This window comes from Streptomyces sp. NPDC046261 (assembly GCF_040646235.1).
Classification (GTDB): domain Bacteria; phylum Actinomycetota; class Actinomycetes; order Streptomycetales; family Streptomycetaceae; genus Streptomyces.
In genome coordinates, this window is sequence record NZ_JBEYZU010000030.1 from 39,095 (window position 1) to 57,738 (window position 18,644).

Below are 18,644 nucleotides of genomic sequence, written 5' to 3' on the forward strand. Positions count from 1 at the left end.
CAGCCCGAACCGGGATGCCATGCAGATCAGTGATCTTCCCTATGCCGACCCGGGCCGGCCGGATGTCCGGTCAGGCCCGCGCTTCCTGCTCTGGCTGGGACGCAACCAGCTGGGCGGGCAGGTGAAGGCGATGCTCTGGGGCGTCGTCCATATGGCGTCCGTGGCCACGTTCCCGCTGGCCGTGGGCCTCGCCGTGCAGGCCGTCGTCGACCGGTCGGGGGCACGACTCGCCCTCGCGGGTGGCCTGATACTGGTACTCGGCGCGCTCACGGCGCTCGGTGACACGATGCTGCACCGCGTGGCGGTCACCAACTGGATCACGGCCGCGGCGCGTGTGCAGCAGCTCCTCGCCCGTAAGACGGCCGAGTTGGGAGCCGCGCTGACGCGGCGGGTGGCAGCGGGTGAAGTCATCGCCGTGTCGACGGGCGACGTCGAAAAGATCGGCTGGTTTGTAGAGGCGCTGTCGCGTTTCGCGTCCGCCGCGTTCACGACGGTTGTGCTGTGCGTGGCTCTGATGATCTACCAGCCCGCCCTGGGGGCGCTGATCGCCCTCGGAGTGCCGGTACTGGCGCTGGCAGTACTGCCGTTGCTGCCGCCCGCGACGAAACGGGCGGACGAGCAGCGGGAGAAGGCCGGCCGGGCCACCGAACTGGCGTCGGACACCGTGGCAGGGCTGCGGGTGCTGCGCGGCATCGGCGGCGAGGAGCTGTTCCTGTCCCGCTACCGGCGCGCCTCGCAGGAGGTACGCAAGGCGGCCGTGCACAGCGCCCGTATGTGGGCCCTCATCGCTGCGGTGCAGGTGGTGCTGCCGGGGCTGCTGCTGATCGCGGTGGTCTGGTACGGGGTGGCACTGGCGCAGGACGGCCGGATCGGCGTGGGCGAGCTGGTGACGGTCTACGGCGTGGTCACCTTCCTGCTGTTCCCGCTGCGGCAGTTCGAGGAGATCGCCATGGCGTATTCCTTCTCCCGGCCGTCCGCGCAGCGTGCCGCCCGGGTGCTGGGGCTGGAGCGCACCGCGCCCTCGGCGGAGGAGGAACGGGACCCCGGGAGTCTGACGGGCGATCTGTACGACCCCGCGAGCGGGCTTCTGGCCCCCGCGGGGCAGCTGACGGCCGTGGTGTGCGGTGACCCCGACGCCGCCGGGCGGCTCGCCGACCGGCTCGGCGGGCACGCCCCGGAAGGCACGGAGGGCACGCCGTCGCCTCTGCTGGGCGGAGTGGCGCTGGACGAGGTGCCGCTGGACGCGGCCCGTGCCGCGGTGCTCGTCCAGGACAAGGACCCGGTGCTGCTCTCGGGGACGCTCGCCGAGCTCCTGGACGTTCCGGCGTCGGGGGCCGTGACGGCGGAGGCGGCCTTGGCGGCGGCGCAGTGCGGTGATGTGCTGACCGCGCTGGCGCAGGGCTCGGCGGACGACAGCGGAGACCCGATGCGCACCCGGATCACCGAGCGCGGGCGGTCGCTGTCGGGCGGGCAGCGGCAGCGGCTGGCGCTGGCGCGCTCGCTGGTGACCGACCCCGAGGTGCTGGTGCTGGACGAGCCGACCTCGGCCGTCGACTCGCACACCGAGGCCAGGATCGCCGACGGCGTGCGGGCGCTGCGCAAGGGGCGTACGACGGTGGTGTTCACCTCCAGTCCCCTGCTCCTGGACCGGGCGGACCGGGTGGCGCTCGTGCGCGACGGCCAGGTGGCGGCGGTGGGCACGCACGGCGAACTGGTGCGCTCCCATTCCCTGTACCGCGCGGTCGTCACCCGTCGGACGGACGGGGCGACGGATGGGGCGATGGGCGGGAAGACGGACGTGGCAGTGGACAGCGAGCTCACCGAGTTCGACAAGAGCGAGCAGATCGAGGAGTCGGCATGATCGGCGTGGCGCCACCGGCGTACGACCCGGCCGCACCGGAGTCGGCGACGACCCTGCCGGTCGGCAGGCCCGCCACGGTGCGGAGTTATGTGAAGGAGCTGCTGCGCCGGCACCGGGCGGCATTCGTCCTGCTGGTGACGGTGAACGCCATCGCCGTGATCGCTTCGATGGTCGGCCCGTATCTGCTGGGCGGGCTGGTCGATGACCTGGCGTCGGGCGTGGAGGAGATCCACCTGGGGCGCGCGGTAGCCCTGTTCATGGTCGCCTTGGCCGTACAGACAGTCTTCGTCCGCATGGTGCGGTTGCGCGGGGCCGTGCTGGGCGAGGAGATGCTGGCGGACCTGCGCGAGGACTTCCTGGTGCGCTCGGTGGCCCTGCCGCCGAGCGTGCTCGAGCGGGCGGGCACCGGTGATCTGCTGTCCCGGATCACCACGGACATCGACCGGCTGGCGAACGCCATGCGGGAGGCAGTGCCGCAGCTGGCGGTCGGTTTCGTGTGGGCGGGGCTGCTGCTGGGGGCGATGACGATCACCGCGCCGCCACTGGCGCTGTGTGTGCTCGTCGGGCTGCCGCTGCTGATCGCCGGCTGCCGCTGGTACTTCCACCGCGCGCCGGCCGCGTACCGCTCCGAGGCTGCCGGGTACGCGGCGGTCGCCGCGTCCCTGGCCGAGACCGTGGACGCCGGGCGGACGATCGAGGCGCACCGGCTGGGGCACCGCCGGGTGGAGCTCTCCGACCAGCGGGTCGCCGAATGGACCGCTTGGGAGCGCTACACGCTCTGGCTGCGCTCGGTCCTCTTCCCCGTGATCAATGTGACGCATGTGCTGCTGCTCGGCTCCGTGCTGATCATCGGTGGCGTGTTCGTCCTGCACGGGTGGATCTCGGTGGGGCAGCTGACGACGGGCGCGCTGTTCGCGCAGATGCTCACCGAGCCGATCGGGCTCATCCTGCGCTGGTACGACGAGCTCCAGATCGCCCAGGTGTCGCTGGCCCGGCTGGTGGGAGTGCGTGAGATCGAGCCGGCCGACGCCGACGGGCGGGTGCGCCCGGCCGGCCGGAAGGTGCGGGCGGACGAGGTGCGCTTCGGCTACGTCCCCGGCAACGATGTGCTCCACGGCGTCTCCCTCGACGTCCCGCCCGGCACGCGGGTGGCACTGGTCGGCCCCTCCGGGGCCGGCAAGTCGACGCTGGGCCGGCTGCTGGCCGGCATCTACGCGCCGCGCGCGGGCGCGGTGACACTGGGCGGCGCGGAGCTCTCCCGGATGCCCACGGAACAGGTGCGCCGCCACGTCGCGCTGGTCAATCAGGAGCACCACGTCTTCGTGGGCTCGCTGCGCGACAACCTGCTGCTGGCGCGCACGACGGCCGGGGACGACGACCTGTGGTCGGCGCTCGCGGCCGTGGACGCCGACGGCTGGGCGCGGGCCCTGGAGAACGGTCTGGACACGGAGGTGGGCTCGGGCGGGCTCGCGCTCACCCCGGCCCAGGCGCAGCAGATCGCCCTGGCGCGGCTGGTCCTCGCCGACCCGCACACGCTGGTCCTGGACGAGGCGACCTCGCTGCTGGATCCGCGGGCCGCCCGGCACCTGGAGCGTTCGCTGGCGACGGTGCTGGAGGGACGTACGGTCGTGGCGATCGCGCACCGGCTGCACACCGCGCACGACGCGGACGTGATCGTGGTCGCGGAGGACGGCCGGATCAGCGAGCTGGGCAGTCACGACGAACTGGTCGCGGCGGACGGCGCGTACGCGGCGCTGTGGCGCTCCTGGCACCAGTAGCCCGCCGTGGTGGGCCGGGGCCGGGGACGTCAGATGAGGTCCAGGGCCCCGAGCCCGCCGGCACCGCCGAGCACCATGAAGGCCGGCATGAGGACCTTCAGCTCCACCCAGCTGCCGGCCCGGAAACGCATGCTCTTCGGCGGACCGAGGGGGTACCAGCGCTTGCGGCCGATGGGCAGGGGCCACAGGATCGGGCAGCCCGAGACGGTGAGGGCGTCCCCGATGTCGTGCACCAGGGCCCCAAGGACGATGGGCAGGCCCAGCCACATGTACTCCTGGCCCGGGCCGGTGAACAGCCAGTGGGAACCGTTGCCCGGCTCGTCCAGGACGCCGGCGAGGATCCAGGCGCTGGTGGCGCCGAGCAGCCAGACCAGGACGTCGCTGGAGGTCCGGGCCATCCGCCACAGGAGCCCCTCGACGGCGAGCACCATGTGGACGAAGAGTATGCCGAGCACCGCCCAGCGGTCGCCGGTCATGGCCAGGGCCGAGGTGCCGGCTCCGATGAGCACGGCCCACAGCGCGGTGTGGGTCAGGGTGCGGTGGCCGCCGTTGCGACGGGGGTCGCCCTTGGCGCGGGTGGCCTTGTAGACCGTGTGGGACAGTGCGTCGATGACTCCGCACAGGATGCGTGATATCGGGCCGAAGGCCCGCGATATCGTCGCGGATTTGTGATCGAGGTCGGGGGCGAGCGCCGCTCCGGCGCAGATCAGCGCGCCGACGACGAGCACCGGCCAGGGCATCGGGTGCCCGGCTCCCGCGGCGGCGGCCCCCACGCCCAGCCAGGCCGCCGCGCCGGAGAGCGAGTGCGCCGGTCCCATCATGGTCGTTCCACCCCTTCGCTGGTCGGCGCCCAGCCTTTCTGACGCCGTATCGGCGACTCAGCGTAATGCCCGGATGATCATCGTTCGACCGGCCGGTTCCCTGATCCGTCCCGGGGCCAGGCAGTATGGGGGTGTGACCCTTATCGATCAGATGCCGAGCCATGCCGACCCCGATGCCCTTTTCGAAGCTTTCTCGACCTGGGCCGAGGAGCGGGGCATCACGCTGTACCCCGCTCAGGAGGAGGCGCTGATCGAGGTGGTCTCCGGCGCGAACGTGATCCTTTCGACGCCCACCGGGTCGGGCAAGAGCCTCGTCGCGGCCGGAGCGCACTTCACCGCGCTCGCCAACGATCAGGTGACCTTCTACACCGCGCCGATCAAGGCGCTGGTCTCGGAGAAGTTCTTCGACCTGTGCAAGATCTTCGGCACGGAGAACGTCGGCATGCTCACGGGCGACGCCTCGGTCAACGCCGACGCTCCGATCATCTGCTGCACCGCCGAGGTCCTCGCCTCGATCGCGCTGCGGGACGGCAAGGACGCCGACATCGGCCAGGTCGTCATGGACGAGTTCCACTTCTACGCGGAGCCGGACCGGGGCTGGGCGTGGCAGATCCCGCTGCTGGAGCTGCCGCAGGCGCAGTTCATCCTGATGTCCGCCACGCTGGGTGACGTCTCCCGCTTCGAGGAGGACCTGACCCGGCGCACCGGGCGGCCCACCGCCGTGGTGCGGTCCGCGACGCGGCCCGTTCCGCTGTCGTACGAGTACCGTGCGACGCCGCTGACCGAGACCCTCACCGAGCTTCTCCACACGCACCAGGCGCCGGTGTACATCGTGCACTTCACGCAGGCGGCCGCGGTCGAGAGGGCGCAGGCGCTGATGAGCATCAACATGTGCTCGCGCGAGGAGAAGGACGAGATCGCCAAGCTGATCGGCAATTTCCGCTTCACCACCAAGTTCGGGCGGAACCTCTCGCGCTTCGTCCGCCACGGCATCGGGGTCCACCACGCCGGAATGCTGCCGAAGTACCGGCGCCTGGTGGAACGGCTGGCGCAGGCCGGTCTGCTGAAGGTCATCTGCGGTACGGACACGCTCGGAGTCGGCGTGAACGTGCCGATCCGCACGGTGCTGTTCACGGCCCTGACCAAGTACGACGGCCAGCGGGTGCGGACGCTGCGGGCCCGGGAGTTCCACCAGATCGCCGGGCGGGCCGGACGGGCCGGTTTCGACACCGCGGGCTTCGTCGTGGCCCAGGCCCCCGATCACGTCGTCGAGAACGAGAAGGCGCTGGCCAAGGCGGGCGACGACCCGAAGAAGCGTCGCAAGGTGGTCCGCAAGAAGGCCCCCGAGGGCTTCGTCAACTGGACCGAGAACACCTTCGACAAGCTCATCGCGTCCGAGCCCGAGCAGCTCACCTCCCGTTTCCGGGTCACGCACGCGATGCTGCTGGCGGTCATCGCACGGCCCGGCAACGCCTTCGACGCGATGCGCCGGATGCTGGAGGACAACCACGAGCCGCGCAAGAGCCAGCTGCGGCACATCCGCCGGGCCATCGCCATCTACCGCTCGCTGCTGGACGGCGGTGTCGTCGAGCGGCTCGACGAGCCGGACGCCGAGGGGCGGATCGTCCGCCTGACGGTGGACCTGCAGTCGGACTTCGCGCTCAACCAGCCGCTGTCGACCTTCGCGCTCGCCTCCTTCGAGCTCCTCGATCCCGAGTCCCCTTCCTACGCCCTGGACATGGTCTCGGTGGTCGAGTCGACGCTGGACGACCCGCGCCAGATCCTGGCCGCGCAGCAGAACAAGGCGCGCGGCGAAGCGGTCGCGGCGATGAAGGCGGAGGGCATCGAGTACGAGGAGCGCATGGAGCGGCTGATGGACATCAGCTACCCCAAGCCCCTGGAAGAGCTGCTGTCCCACGCCTACGACGTCTACCGCAAGAGCCACCCGTGGGTCGGCGACCACCCGCTCTCGCCGAAGTCGGTCATCCGCGACATGTACGAGCGGGCCATGACCTTCACGGAGTTCACCTCCTACTACGACCTGGCCCGGACCGAGGGCATCGTGCTCCGCTACCTGGCCAGCGCGTACAAGGCGCTGGACCACACCGTGCCGGACGACCTGAAGTCCGACGACTTCGAGGACCTGATCGCCTGGCTCGGCGAGATGGTCCGCCAGGTCGACTCCAGCCTGCTGGACGAGTGGGAGCAGCTGGCCAACCCGGAGGAGGAGTCGGCGGAGGAGGCCCAGGACCGCGCCGACCAGGTCAAGCCGGTCACCGCCAACGCGCGGGCGTTCCGGGTGCTGGTGCGCAACGCGATGTTCCGCCGCGTCGAGCTGGCCGCCTTGGACAAGGTCGGCGAGCTCGGCGAGATGGACGCCGAGTCCGGCTGGGACGAGGACCGCTGGGGCGAGGCCATGGACGCCTACTGGGACGAGTACGAGGAGCTGGGCACCGGCCCCGACGCGCGCGGCCCGAAGCTGCTGCGCATCGAGGAGCGGCCGGAGGACGGTCTGTGGCGGGTGCGGCAGACCTTTGCCGACCCCAATGGTGATCATGACTGGGGCATCTCTGCCGAGGTGGATCTCGCGGCATCCGACGAAGAGGGCCGCGCAGTGGTGCGGGTCATGGACGTCGGCCAGCTGTAGCCTCGGGCGCCCTGTCCCGGCCGGGCGGCCTTTTTCTTCCGCACAGCCTCGCCCACAGCCCGCGTGGCCGTGCGGGCATCGTCGGCTCCGCCCCGGGCACGGGCTCGGCAGGCGGCGCCGGCCGCCGCTCCGGCTCCGTCGGCTCTTGAGGGGCGGCCGCACTGCCCGTAGGGGTGTGGCAGCCGGGCGCGGGACGGTCGGCGCGTGCTTCCGTCAGGGCGGCGATGAGGCAGTGCCGGTGCCAGTCGATCTCGTCCGGGTCCTCGGCCATCACCAGCTCGTCGATCACCTCGCGCGCGGCGGTCGCCTCCGGCCGGGCGCGGGCGAGGACCGGGCGCAGCGCGTGGAGGTAGGCGCGTTCCCCCGGGTCCGGCACCGCATGGGCCAGCTCGCCGGGGTCGAGTACGGCGGCGGGGACGGCCGCCCGCTCCCATGGGTCACCGGTCGCGGCCGTCAGCTGGTCGAGTCGGCGGGCGCGCCAGCTGCGGGCGCGCCGGTCGGGGTGTTTCTCCAGGGCGGCGCGCAGCAGGGCCGGGGTGCGGCCGGTGAGCATCTCGGGGTTGCGGTCGGCGAATTCCACGAGGTCCGACGCCAGGTAGTGCCAGACGACCACGCGGTATCGGTTGACGTAGAAGCGGACGGGCGCGAAGCAGCCGCCCCGGGCGAGGCGGGCGAACCGGGCGGGGCTGATGCCCATCAGCTCGGCTCCCTCGGCCGTGCCGACCACCCACAGCCGCGTGCGCAGCTCCTTGGGGAAGCCCTCGGCGGACTTGTGTCGCTCGATCTCCTCCCGTGCGATGCGTCGCCGCCCACCCGGCCCGGACGAAACGGTCCGTACCTCCCCCAGTTGCACGGCCAGTTCGAACTCGCGTGGTTTGAGCTCCAGCTCTCGTGCGGCCCGCGCGAACGGAACGCATTGCTCCGCGATGCCCCGCGCCTGAACCTGTCGTACCGCCATGACACCCTCCCGCCACCAGTCGATTACTTACAGTGACGACTGTAGCGGTGGGTCACCCCGGGCCGTCCAGCCCTGTGGATAACTTCGGCCAGGCCCGCGAACGCCCAGGTCGGAGGCGGTCAGCCGGCCCGCCCGCCAGGGCCGCCGCCCTCCAGGCCGCCCCGCTCCGCGCCTGCCTGATCGACGCGATTGACGAGCAGCGTCATCTCGTACGCGACCTGGCCGATATCGGCCTCGGCGCCGCCGAGGACGCACAGACAGCTCTCCTGGCCCGCGGCCGTCACGAAAAGCACCCCCTCCTCGAATTCGACCATCGTCTGCCGCACCCGTCCGGCCCGGAACTGCCGGCCGGTCCCCCTGGCCAGGCTGTGCAGTCCGGAGGCGACCGCCGCCAGATGTTCGGCGTCCTCCCTTTCCAGGCTCGCGCTCGCTCCCGTCACCAGCCCGTCGTTGGACAGCACCAGCGCGTGTCGTATCTCCTCCACACGATCGGTCAAGTCGTCCAGCATCGAGTCGAGTTCTTTACCGGCTGCCATGTTCCGCCTCCCCGTTCCGCAATTTCCCCGTAACTGCCGTGCAAGCCTTGCTCACCTCCGTGCTCCCGGCAACCCGCCCGGCCCGCCCGCACGCCTCTGTTCGCCAGTTGGCACAGGACAGGGACGCGACGCGGAAAATGACGGTGACGCATTCGGTCGACACGACAGTTCACCCACCGCCCACTTTCATTACCGGCGGTTCAACTCCGCCGATGCCGGGCACACTTGAACGACCGCAGGAAATGCCGCTCCCGGGGGCAGGTGATCCGCGTGTTCGACAAACTTCGCAGGCGTATCGAAGAGGTGCGGCAGCCTCCCGCCCCGCGGGCACCCGTGGGCGCCGGCCACGGGCGCCCACGCCAGCGCAATCTCTTCGAGGCAGCAGCGGTCTATGTGGCCGCCTGTGCCGAGAACGACGTCGAAAAGAGCGCGGAAGCGGCGCGGTGGGTCTCACCGGAGGCACTCAGCTTCGGGGTGAACGAGCTGGCGTGCCGGGCCGTCATAGCGCTCGCGCGTGAGCGCGACGAATCTCCGCAGACCGTGACCCGCACACTGCTCGGCCTGCCCCCCACCTGAACGAGCGTCACCGCCCTATCGCCACGACCCCACGCCGCGACCTCCGCCATGCCGCGATCCGCGCCCGCGCCACGCTTCCGCCTGCGCCGGGACCGGGCCCGTCGAGCTCCGATCAACGGACGTTTCCCAACCCGTCATCCGGAAGTCGTGTACATGTCATGACCGTCGCTCTACGCTGCCAACGCGCCCTGCGCACCGCACCCCCACCGATGAGCCCTGTACGGAGGACCTCGTGCCAGCCGCAGCCAGCCACCCCCACAGTCCACGCCGCCTCCCCCGCCGCCACTTCATCGCCCTGGCCTCCGCGTTCGGCCTCGCCGCCACCTCCCTGGGCCTGTGGGCCTCGGACTCCGCCGCCGCGCCCGCCGTGCCCACCCCCGACCATGTGGTGGTCGTCGTCTTCGAGAACCACGCCTACAACCAGGTCATGGGCAGCGCCCGCGCCCCGTACATCAACTCGCTCGCGGCGGGCGGCGCGAACCTCACCGCCTCGTACGCCGAGACCCACCCCAGCCAACCGAACTACTACGCCCTGTTCTCGGGCGACACCCAGGGCGTCACCGACGACAGCTGCGTCGAGCCCGGCTTCAGCAACGAGCCCAACCTCGCCTCCGAACTCATCGCCGCCGGCAGAACCTGGGCCAGCTACAACGAATCCCTGCCGTCCGAGGGCTCCACCACATGCAAGAGCGGGAAGTACGCCCAGAAGCACAACCCCTGGTTCGGCTTCGACAACGTCCCGACCAACACCGCGCACACCTTCAGCGCCTTCCCCCGTGACTACGCCACCCTCCCCACGGTCTCGTTCGTCGTGCCGAACCTGTGCAACGACATGCACGACTGCTCCGTGGGCACCGGGGACACCTGGCTCAAGAACAACCTCAAGGGCTACGCGGACTGGGCCAAGAGCCACAACAGCCTGCTCCTGATCACCTTCGACGAGGACAACAGGCTGAGCGGCAACCGCATACCGACGGTCCTCTATGGAGCACCGGTGAAGGCGGGAGCCAGCTCCGGCACGACGTACAACCACTACGACGTGCTGCGCACGCTCGAGACCATGTACGGCCTCCCGCACGCCGGACACGCCGCGAACGCCAAGGACATCACCGGCATCTGGAACAGCTGACCGTGTACCTCGCGGACGGCCGCACCGCCCCGGGCACCGCCGACGGCACCCGTGCCACGGCCCGCGCCCGGCGCGCAGCGGTCCCCGGTGCGGTGCTCGCCCTCGGCACCGTCAGCCTGATCACCGACATCTCCTCGGAGATGGTCAGTGCCGTCCTCCCGCTGTATCTCGTCGCCGGGCTGGGCCTGTCCCCGCTCGGCTTCGGCCTTCTGGACGGCCTCTACAACGGCGTCAGCGCACTCGTACGGCTCATCGGCGGCCGGCTCTCCGACCGCCGGGGCGGCAGCCACAAGGGCGTGGCCACCGCCGGCTACGGACTGTCCGCGCTGTGCAAGCCCCTGCTGCTCGTCACCCACAGCGTGCCGCTGATAGGCGCCGTTCTGGCCGCCGACCGCACCGGCAAGGGACTGCGCACCGCACCGCGCGACGCCATGATTTCGCTGGCCTGTGAGCCCGCCGCCCGCGGGCGGGCCTTCGGTGTGCACCGGGCGATGGACACGGCGGGGGCACTGCTCGGCCCGATGCTCGCCTTCGTGATCCTGCGGGCCGCGGCAGAGGGGTACGACGCCGTCTTCGCCACCAGCGGATGCGTGGCCGCACTGGGCGTCCTCATCCTCGTGCTGTTCGTACCAGGACGGGGAGAGAAACCCACGCGCCCCCGGCGCACGGAGGCGCGGGCGCCCGTCCGCGAGGTGCTGCGCCGCCCCGGCATCCGCCGGCTGACCGGTTGTGCGGTGCTCCTGGGGCTGACCACCGTCAGCGACTCTTTCCTCTACCTCACCCTGCAGCGCCGGCTGGAGCTGTCCGAGCCCTGGTTTCCGCTGCTGCCGCTGGGCACCGCCGCCACCTTCCTGCTGCTGGCCGTGCCGCTCGGCGTAGTGGCCGACCGCTTCGGCCGCCGCCGGCTGTTCCTGTGCGGCCACCTCGCGCTCCTCGGCGCGTACGGGCTGCTCGTCGCCCCGCTCGGCAGCTCCTCCGCCCTCGTCGCCCTCGTCCTCGCGCTGCACGGCACCTTCTACGCCGCCACCGACGGAGTCCTCGCCGCCGCGACCGCCGACAGCGTACCCGCTGCGGTGCGGGGCAGCGGGCTGGCGGTCGTCCAGACCGGCCAGGCCGCCGCCCGCTTCGTCTGCTCGATCGGCTTCGGCGCCGCCTGGACCGCCTGGGGCGACCGTACGGCCCTGGGCGCGGCCGCCGCGGGTCTGCTGGTCTCCGCCGCCGTCAGCACGCGGCTGCTGCGCCCACACCCCACCGACGCCACACCGGAGCCCGCCCGTTGAACCGCACCCACCGTCTCCTCGTCCTCCTGGCCGCCGTCCTGCTTCTGGCGGGCGTCGCCGTCGGCGCCACTCTGCACGCCGCCGGGCGGGCGGCGGAGAAGGACCGCACCCAGGCGGACGGCCCACCCGTCCGGTCGGGCAAGGTCACCCTGGACGCCCCGGGCCGCAGCGTCTTCCGCAACATGGCGTGGGGCCCGCACCGCGACGAGATCGCCTCGGTCTCCGACACCGACCCCACCGGCCCGCGCACCGCCTCGGGGGTGCGCTGTCTGCGCTTCCACACGGCCGGCGGTACCGGGATCTGTCTGCAGGCCGTCCGCGGCGGGCTCCGCGACAGCTACCGCGCCCTCGTGCTCGACGCACACCTGCGGGAACTGCGCCACTACGACCTGGCCGGCATTCCCAGCCGCGCCCGGGTCAGCCCCGACGGGCGCACCGTCGCCTGGACGGTCTTCGTCAGCGGCGACTCCTACGCGGGCACCGCGTTCTCCACCCGCACCTCGGTCCTGGACACCCGTACGGGGGCCCTGGACCGCAATCTGGAGACCTACCGCGTCTTTGTGGAGGGCCGTCCGTACCGGGCCGCGGACATCAACGTCTGGGGGGTCACGTTCGCCGACGACACCCGCTTCTACGCCACCGTCGCCACGGGCGGGAAGACCTACCTGGTGCGCGGGGACCGCACCGACCGGACGCTGCGCACCCTGCACTCCAACGTGGAGTGCCCCTCGCTCTCCCCCGACGGCACCCGCATCGCGTACAAAAAACGCGTCCAGGGCGCCTCTTCCGACGCGCCCTGGCGGTTGTACGTGCTGGATCTGCGCACGCTGCGCGAGAGTGCCACGGCAGAGCGACGCAACATCGACGATCAAGTCGTCTGGCGGGACACTCACACCCTGGTGTACTCGCTGCCGGGCGACTACGGCTCCGACCTGTGGACCGTCCCGGCCGATGGCTCCGGGGCCCCGCGGCTGTCGATGGCGGCGGCGCTGGCCCCCGCCTACACCGGGCGCTCCTAGCGGTCCAGCTGCTTACGGGAGACCCGGCGCAGCCGCTTGCGCTGCGAGGAGTCGAGCAGCAGATAGGCGCCGACCGGCACCCCGACCATCACCAGCAGCGCCGCCCAGAAGGGCAGCAGCCACAGCAGGATCACTCCCACCGCCACGCCACCCACGGCGACCTTGGCCTTGTTGGTCATTTCCGTGCCTCCTTAGCGGCGGCCGGCGCGACACCTGCCGCTGTGCCTGTCACAACGCCCGGCCGACGTCGCCGGTTCCTTGTCCGTCCCGCAGCGGGGCGCCGACCTCGTGCATGTGGCGCAGCGCCTGTGCGTAGGAGTCGATGAGTCCGGTTTCAGCGTACGTCAGCCCGGTCGCCGCGCAGTGGGAGCGGACGAAGGGGCGGGCGAGGCGGAGGTGGGGGCGGGGCATGTTCGGGAAGAGGTGGTGTTCGATCTGGTAGTTCAGCCCGCCCATGAACCAGTCGGTGACCAGGCCGCCGCGTACGTTCCTGGAGGTGAGGACCTGCCGGCGCAGGTGTCCCCAGCGCTCGCCGTCCGGGTCGGGCATTTCCATGCCCTTGTGGTTGGGGGCGAAGACCGCGCCGAGGTGGAGCCCGAAGAGGGCGTGGTGGAGCAGGGCGAAGGCGATCGCCTTGCCGGGTGACATCGAGGACAGCAGCAGGGTGGCGTAGCCGGCCACGTGCAGGGTCAGCAGCGTCGCTTCGAGCCGGCGTTCGCCTGCCTCTTGCCGTTTGAGGTCGCGCACGCTCGAAACCTTCAGATTGATTCCTTCGAGCAGCAGCAGGGGGAAGAAGAGCCGGGCCTGGTGGCGGGTGAGCCACCGGGTGAAGCCCTCGCGCAGGGCGGCCTGCCGCTGGGTCCACACCAGGGCCCCCACTCCCACATCGGGGTCCTTGTCGACGTGGTTGGGGTTGGCGTGGTGGCGGTTGTGCTTGTCGTTCCACCAGGCATAGCTCATGCCCAGCAGCAGGTCGGCGTGGATCAGCCCCAGGATCCGGTTGGCCCGGCGGGTGGCGGCTATCTGCGCGTGCCCGCTGTCGTGCCCGATGAAGGCGGTGCGGGCACAGAAGACCGCCGCGGGGATGGCCAGCAGCAGCGTCCACCAGGAGTCGCCGGTGAGCACGACGGCGGTGGCCGTGGCGGCGAGCGCGAGCAGGTTGCCGGCGATGGTGAGCGCGTACCGGCCCCGGCGGCGGTCGAGGAGACCGGCCGACCGGACCTGGCGCAGGAGCGGGGCGAAGTCGCTGCCCGCGGCGGGTTCCGCGAGGACGGCACTGGCCTGTGGCATGAGGCATTTCTCCGGTGAAGGTGGGGAGGGAGTCCGACCTCACGAAACGTACGGATCGCGGGCAGGGTGGGGCCATGGCGTCACCACCCGGACCCGCAGGGGGCCATCCCCCGGATCGAATAGGGGGTTTGGGTACACCCCACCCGCGAAAAGTGACGCGCCTCACTGGCCGGTCCGCTCCGCCTGACGCCTGCGGCCTGTACCCTCGGCGACTCCGACTCCGCACTAGTCAAATTTGAGGAATGCGCAGCGCTGTGACCCCACCCTCTGCCGCAACACCCTCCACTGTCTCCCTGCTCGTCGGGTGCCGGACGGCCTTCCTTCCGGGAGACCCCGCCCGCACCGGACGCGTCGCCTTCTGGCTGCCGACCGGCGAGCCTCCTCTGACGTCGGGCGACGTCGAGGACCTGACCATCGTCGTGCCCGACGGCACCGACGTCACCACCACGAGCGTGCGGGCCACCGTCCTGCCCGTCCGCGATGCCCTGCCCGTCCTCACCCGCGCCCGCGCCGCCCGGGCCGACGAGGCCACCGCCTTCTGGGGCGCCGTCGCCGTCCTCGCCCTGCAACTGGCCGCCCGTGGCAAGCTGCTGCCCGGACTGACCGACGCCGACCACGACTCCTGGCGGGTCGGCCCCCTCACCGCCGACGACCAGCACCGGGTGCGCGGGCTGGCCGCCGCCATGCCGCCGGCCGCCCATGCCGTACCGCTCCCCGGCAGCGACCCGCTGATGCTGCCCGAACCGGACCGGCTCGTCCGGGCCTTCCTGGACGCCGTGGCCGACGGCCTGCCCCGCTCCCCCGCCGCCGCGCTCGCCGCCGGCGGCCGGGCCTTCGCCGCCCCCGAGCCGCAGCGGCTGCCCGGGCAGCGCGCCTGGGCGACGGAGGTGGCGGCCGGGCACGACACGGGCGTACGACTGTCCCTGCGGGTCGAAGTCCTCGGGCTGACCGGCGCGGACGACGGCACCGGCGACGACGCGCACCCGCGCTTCCGGGCCGTACTCCAGGTGCACAGCCTCACCGACCCAGCACTCGTCGCGGACGCCGCCGACGTGTGGTCAGGCGGCTCCCCCGCGGGAGCCGCACTCGGAAGGACTGCCCGGATGAACGCACTGCTCGCGCTCCGGCGCGCCGCCCACGCCTGGCCGACGCTCTCACCACTGCTGTCCTCCGCGGCCCCCGACGCCGTCGAACTCGCCGACGAGGAGGTCGGCGAGCTGCTCGGCGCGGCATCGGCGGCACTGGACGCCGCCGGAGTGGAGGTGCACTGGCCGAAGGAACTGGTCCGCAAACTCACCGCACGGGCCGTCGTGGGCCCGCCCGACGACGAGGACGGGCCGGCGTTCGACCGCCGGTCGGGCATGCCGCCCCTGCTCTCCGCCGACGCACTGCTCGCCTTCGGCTGGCGCTTCGCCATCGGTGACCGCGACCTGACCAAGGAGGAGCTGGACCGGCTCGCCGAGGCGAGCCGCCCGGCCGTGCGCCTGCGCGACCAGTGGGTGCTGGTGGACCCGGAAGCGGTGCGCCGTGCCCGTGAGCGGCAGGACCGCAAGGTCACGCCCCTCGAGGCGCTCGGCGCGGCTCTGACCGGCCGCGCTCACACACACGACGACGCCGACGGCAGTGACGGCACTGTCGACGTACAGGCCACCGGCTGGCTGGCGGCGCTCCGCGACCGCATCGCCGATCCCGAGAGCACCCGTGAGCCAGTCGCACAGCCCGCGGCGCTCGCCGCCACCCTGCGCGACTACCAGTTGCGCGGCCTCGGCTGGCTGGACCGGATGACCTCGCTCGGCCTCGGGGGCTGCCTGGCCGACGACATGGGCCTCGGCAAGACCATCACCCTCATCGCCCTGCATCTGCACCGCCAGACGCTGCCCGGTGCCGCCGGCCCCACCCTGGTCGTCTGCCCCACCTCCCTGATGGGCAACTGGCAACGCGAGATCGAACGTTTCGCCCCCGGCACCCCGGTACGCCGCTTCCACGGCGCCTCACGCGACCTGGACGCCCTCACCGACGGGGAGTTCGTCCTCACCACCTACGGCACGATGCGCCTGGACGCGCCCCGGCTGGCACGGACGGGCTGGGGCATGGTCGTCGCCGACGAGGCGCAACACGTGAAGAACCCGTACTCCGCCACCGCCAAGGCGCTGCGCACCATCGGCGCGAAGGCACGCGTGGCACTGTCGGGCACCCCCGTCGAGAACAATCTGTCCGAGCTGTGGGCGATCCTGGACTGGACGACGCCCGGCCTCCTCGGGTCCCTCGCGAGCTTCCGCCGGCGCTACGCACAGGCCGTCGAAGGCGGTGCCGACCCGGCCGCCGCCGAGCGGCTGGCGGCCCTCGTCCGGCCCTTCCTGCTGCGCCGCCGCAAGTCCGACCCCAGCATCGCCCCCGAGCTGCCGCCCAAGACGGAAACGGACCACAGCGTCACGCTCACCAAGGAACAGGTGGCGTTGTACGAGGCCGTGGTGCGGGAGATGCTCGCCGAGGTAACGGAGGCGGACGGTTTCGAACGGCGTGGGCTCATCGTCAAACTGCTCACCGGGCTGAAGCAGATCTGCAACCACCCGGCACAGTTCCTGAAGGAAGACGGCCGCACGGTCAACGGCTCACGCTTCTCCGGCCGTTCCGGCAAGGTCGAGCTCCTCGACGAGCTCCTGGACACCATCCTCGCCGAAGGGGCGAGCGTGCTCGTCTTCACGCAGTACGTCCAGATGGCACGCCTGTTGGAGCAGCACCTGGCCGCGCGCGGCGTGGCGACCCTCTTCCTGCACGGCGGGACACCCGTGGCACGCCGTGAGGAGATGGTCCGGCACTTCCAGGAGGGGAAGGTGCCCGTCTTCCTGCTGTCGCTGAAGGCCGCCGGTACGGGTCTGAACCTCACCCGGGCCGGGCATGTCGTGCACTTCGACCGTTGGTGGAATCCGGCGGTCGAAACACAGGCGACCGACCGCGCCTACCGCATCGGCCAGACCCAGCCGGTGCAGGTGCACCGCCTCGTCGCGGAAGGCACGATCGAGGACCGGATCGCGGAGATGCTCACGCGCAAGCAGGCACTGGCGGACGCGGTGCTGGGCTCCGGGGAGGCCGCGCTGACCGAGCTGACCGACGCCGAGCTGGCGGAACTCGTGGAACTGAGGGGGACGACCGCACGATGACCGAGCGCACCTTCGACACCTTGCCGCCCGTACAGGGACGGGCCTTCGCGACGAGCTGGTGGGGCAGGGCCTGGCTCAAGGCACTGGAGGACACGGCCCTGGACGGCCAACAGGTCAAGGCCGGCCGCCGGCACGCGCGCGCGGGAGCGGTCGGCGCGGTGTCCGTCCGCCCCGGCCGGATCACCGCGCTCGTACGCGACCGGGACGGCACGCCCTACCGCTCCGACGTGGTGATCCAGCAGCTGTCCGCGGCCGACTGGAACCGGTTCCTGGAGCTGGTGGCCGACCGCGCGGGCCACATCGCCGCACTGCTGGACCGGGACATGCCACCGCACCTCGTCGAGGACGCCGCCGCCGCGGGCGTGGACCTGCTGCCCGGCATCGGCGACCTGGAGCCGGAGTGCGGCTGCGAGGCATGGGACCACTGCCCGCACACGGCGGCCCTGTGTCATCAAGTGGCGCGCCTGCTCGACCAGGACCCGTTCGTCCTGCTGCTGATGCGCGGCCGGGGAGAACGGCAGCTGCTGGACGAGCTTCAGCAGCGCAGCACCGCCCGCACCACCGCACATACGCCGGAGCCTCCCGCAGGCATACCGGCACGCGAGGCATTCGCGGCGCACACGCCCGTACCGCCGCTGCCCGGGCCCCCGCCGCCGGTGGACGTTCCGGGACGTCCGCCCGTACTGGCCGGTGCCACCGCCGCCGCGCCGGGATTCGACGTCGGGGCACTGGAGTTCCTGATAGCGGACGCAGCCGTCCGGGCCCGCCGGCTGCTGGCCGAGGCCCTGGCCCCCGGCCACGAAACGGCGCCCGTGCCCGAGGAGCTCACGCTGCGTCAGGACGCGGTGCGCCTGGCCGCCGCGACTCCGCCGGAGGGCGTGGTCGCGCGGCTCGCGACCGGCTGTGGCTACGCGCCGGCGGAACTGGCACGCGCCGTACGCGCCTGGGGATACGGCGGACCGGCCGCACTGGCAGTCCTGGAAGAGGAGTGGACTCCGGAACCGGAGGCTCTCGCACGCGCCCGCGCCGCCTTGGCCGGCGCGTGGGAGGAGGACGAGAACGCGCCCCGGCTGAGGGTGACGCGCAATCGGTGGACGGTGGTCGGCGCGGACGCCCAGCTGCGCTACGGCCGGGACGGTGGGTGGTGGCCGTACCGCAAGGAAGGCGGCCGCTGGCAGCCCGCCGGCTGCCGTGACCGGGACCCGGCGGCGGCCCTCGCGACCCTGCTCGCCGAGGACTGCTAGCCGGAGGGGCGGTGCTCGCCTAGAGCCCGAGGATGTCGGTGGGGAGCGCGGTCGGCAGGCCGGGCAGGCTCGTGGGCAGTTGCGACGGGAAGCCGGAGGGCAGGCCGCTGGGCAGCCACGAAGGAAGCTCGCTCGGGAGCCGGAAGGACGGCGAGGCGGCGCCCGGGCCGCCGGGTGAGCGTTCCTTCCCCGGCCCGCTGTCGCTCCTGTCCCCCACCACCAGCACCGCCCCCAGCGCGAGCGCCGCGACCGCCACCAGCGCGGTCACGGCCAGCACGACGCGGCGTCCGCTGCCGCCCGGCGGCTTCGGCCCGGGCTGCCAGGGCGGCCCGCCCGGGCCGAAG

The 18,644-nt window shown here is 72.1% G+C and carries 14 protein-coding genes and 1 pseudogene; 9 read left to right on the forward strand and 6 right to left on the reverse strand.

Going from position 1 to position 18,644, the window contains the following annotated elements; all coding sequences use genetic code 11:
* Positions 1-19: 19 nt before the first annotated feature.
* Entirely contained in the window at positions 20-1,861 is a 1,842-nt protein-coding gene (locus tag ABZ956_RS29450; protein WP_361900174.1) for an ABC transporter ATP-binding protein, read from the forward strand.
* A complete protein-coding gene (locus ABZ956_RS29455; protein WP_361900177.1) occupies positions 1,858-3,639 on the forward strand; it encodes an ABC transporter ATP-binding protein in 1,782 nt (593 codons plus the stop codon). The genes ABZ956_RS29450 and ABZ956_RS29455 overlap by 4 nt, the downstream gene beginning before the upstream one ends.
* A gap of 29 nt (positions 3,640-3,668) precedes the next feature.
* Here ABZ956_RS29455 and ABZ956_RS29460 read toward each other — a convergent pair whose 3' ends face one another.
* A complete protein-coding gene (locus ABZ956_RS29460; protein WP_361900179.1) occupies positions 3,669-4,460 on the reverse strand; it encodes a metal-dependent hydrolase in 792 nt (263 codons plus the stop codon).
* Positions 4,461-4,593: 133 nt separating this feature from the next.
* On the opposite strand from ABZ956_RS29460, the gene ABZ956_RS29465 reads away from it, so the two are divergent.
* Positions 4,594-7,107: a DUF3516 domain-containing protein gene (locus ABZ956_RS29465; RefSeq protein WP_361900182.1), complete on the forward strand. Its 2,514-nt coding sequence runs from the start codon at positions 4,594-4,596 to the stop codon at positions 7,105-7,107.
* Here ABZ956_RS29465 and ABZ956_RS29470 read toward each other — a convergent pair.
* Both ABZ956_RS29470 and ABZ956_RS29475 read right to left on the reverse strand, forming a co-directional pair.
* Positions 7,085-8,065, reverse strand: coding sequence for a DUF6397 family protein (locus ABZ956_RS29470; protein WP_361900185.1), 981 nt, complete (start codon positions 8,063-8,065; stop codon positions 7,085-7,087). The two genes, ABZ956_RS29465 and ABZ956_RS29470, sit on opposite strands and share 23 nt — an antisense overlap.
* Positions 8,066-8,184: 119 nt before the next feature.
* Positions 8,185-8,601, reverse strand: a complete 417-nt coding sequence (locus ABZ956_RS29475) for a roadblock/LC7 domain-containing protein (RefSeq protein WP_361900188.1) — start codon at positions 8,599-8,601, stop codon at positions 8,185-8,187.
* 333 nt (positions 8,602-8,934) lie between these two features.
* On the opposite strand from ABZ956_RS29475, the gene ABZ956_RS29480 reads away from it, so the two are divergent.
* The 4 genes from ABZ956_RS29480 (at position 8,935) to ABZ956_RS29495 (ending at position 12,605) form a co-directional block, all read left to right on the forward strand.
* On the forward strand, positions 8,935-9,177 hold the full coding sequence (locus ABZ956_RS29480; protein ID WP_361900209.1) for a hypothetical protein: 243 nt from the start codon (positions 8,935-8,937) through the stop codon (positions 9,175-9,177).
* Between the two features lie 289 nt (positions 9,178-9,466).
* Entirely contained in the window at positions 9,467-10,306 is an 840-nt protein-coding gene (locus ABZ956_RS29485) for an alkaline phosphatase family protein (protein WP_361900212.1), read from the forward strand.
* 2 nt (positions 10,307-10,308) lie between these two features.
* A complete protein-coding gene (locus ABZ956_RS29490) occupies positions 10,309-11,586 on the forward strand; it encodes an MFS transporter (protein ID WP_361900191.1) in 1,278 nt (425 codons plus the stop codon).
* Positions 11,583-12,605, forward strand: a complete 1,023-nt coding sequence (locus ABZ956_RS29495; RefSeq protein ID WP_361900194.1) for a TolB-like translocation protein — start codon at positions 11,583-11,585, stop codon at positions 12,603-12,605. Before ABZ956_RS29490 ends, ABZ956_RS29495 begins: the two co-directional genes overlap by 4 nt.
* On the opposite strand, the gene ABZ956_RS29500 is transcribed toward ABZ956_RS29495, so the two are convergent.
* Together ABZ956_RS29500 and ABZ956_RS29505 are read right to left on the reverse strand one after the other, a co-directional pair.
* Complete coding sequence (locus ABZ956_RS29500; protein ID WP_361900197.1) at positions 12,602-12,784, reverse strand: hypothetical protein; 183 nt, start codon at positions 12,782-12,784, stop codon at positions 12,602-12,604. The genes ABZ956_RS29495 and ABZ956_RS29500 overlap by 4 nt on opposite strands.
* A 49-nt stretch (positions 12,785-12,833) precedes the next feature.
* Positions 12,834-13,895, reverse strand: coding sequence for an acyl-CoA desaturase (locus tag ABZ956_RS29505; RefSeq protein ID WP_361900200.1), 1,062 nt, complete (start codon positions 13,893-13,895; stop codon positions 12,834-12,836).
* A 254-nt stretch (positions 13,896-14,149) separates the two neighbouring features.
* Between ABZ956_RS29505 and ABZ956_RS29510 the strand changes: the two genes are divergently transcribed.
* Both ABZ956_RS29510 and ABZ956_RS29515 read left to right on the forward strand, forming a co-directional pair.
* Positions 14,150-17,056 (forward strand): DEAD/DEAH box helicase, encoded by a 2,907-nt coding sequence (locus ABZ956_RS29510; protein ID WP_361900203.1) that lies wholly within the window; start codon positions 14,150-14,152, stop codon positions 17,054-17,056.
* Entirely contained in the window at positions 17,053-18,300 is a 1,248-nt protein-coding gene (locus ABZ956_RS29515) for an SWF or SNF family helicase (RefSeq protein WP_361900206.1), read from the forward strand. Before ABZ956_RS29510 ends, ABZ956_RS29515 begins: the two co-directional genes overlap by 4 nt.
* A gap of 19 nt (positions 18,301-18,319) precedes the next feature.
* On the opposite strand, the pseudogene ABZ956_RS29520 reads toward ABZ956_RS29515, so the two are convergent.
* A pseudogene (locus ABZ956_RS29520) lies at positions 18,320-18,644 on the reverse strand (hypothetical protein); the annotation flags it as partial.

Bases quoted from the DNA above. Each gene is read 5' to 3' on its own strand.
- ABZ956_RS29450 (WP_361900174.1), top strand. From the start codon at position 20: ATGCAGATCAGTGATCTTCCCTATGCCGACCCGGGCCGGCCGGATGTC.
- ABZ956_RS29505 (WP_361900200.1), bottom strand. From the start codon at position 13,895: ATGCCACAGGCCAGTGCCGTCCTCGCGGAACCCGCCGCGGGCAGCGAC.
- ABZ956_RS29460 (WP_361900179.1), bottom strand. From the start codon at position 4,460: ATGATGGGACCGGCGCACTCGCTCTCCGGCGCGGCGGCCTGGCTGGGC.
- ABZ956_RS29515 (WP_361900206.1), top strand. From the start codon at position 17,053: ATGACCGAGCGCACCTTCGACACCTTGCCGCCCGTACAGGGACGGGCC.
- ABZ956_RS29455 (WP_361900177.1), top strand. From the start codon at position 1,858: ATGATCGGCGTGGCGCCACCGGCGTACGACCCGGCCGCACCGGAGTCG.
- ABZ956_RS29500 (WP_361900197.1), bottom strand. From the start codon at position 12,784: ATGACCAACAAGGCCAAGGTCGCCGTGGGTGGCGTGGCGGTGGGAGTG.
- ABZ956_RS29470 (WP_361900185.1), bottom strand. From the start codon at position 8,065: ATGGCGGTACGACAGGTTCAGGCGCGGGGCATCGCGGAGCAATGCGTT.
- ABZ956_RS29475 (WP_361900188.1), bottom strand. From the start codon at position 8,601: ATGGCAGCCGGTAAAGAACTCGACTCGATGCTGGACGACTTGACCGAT.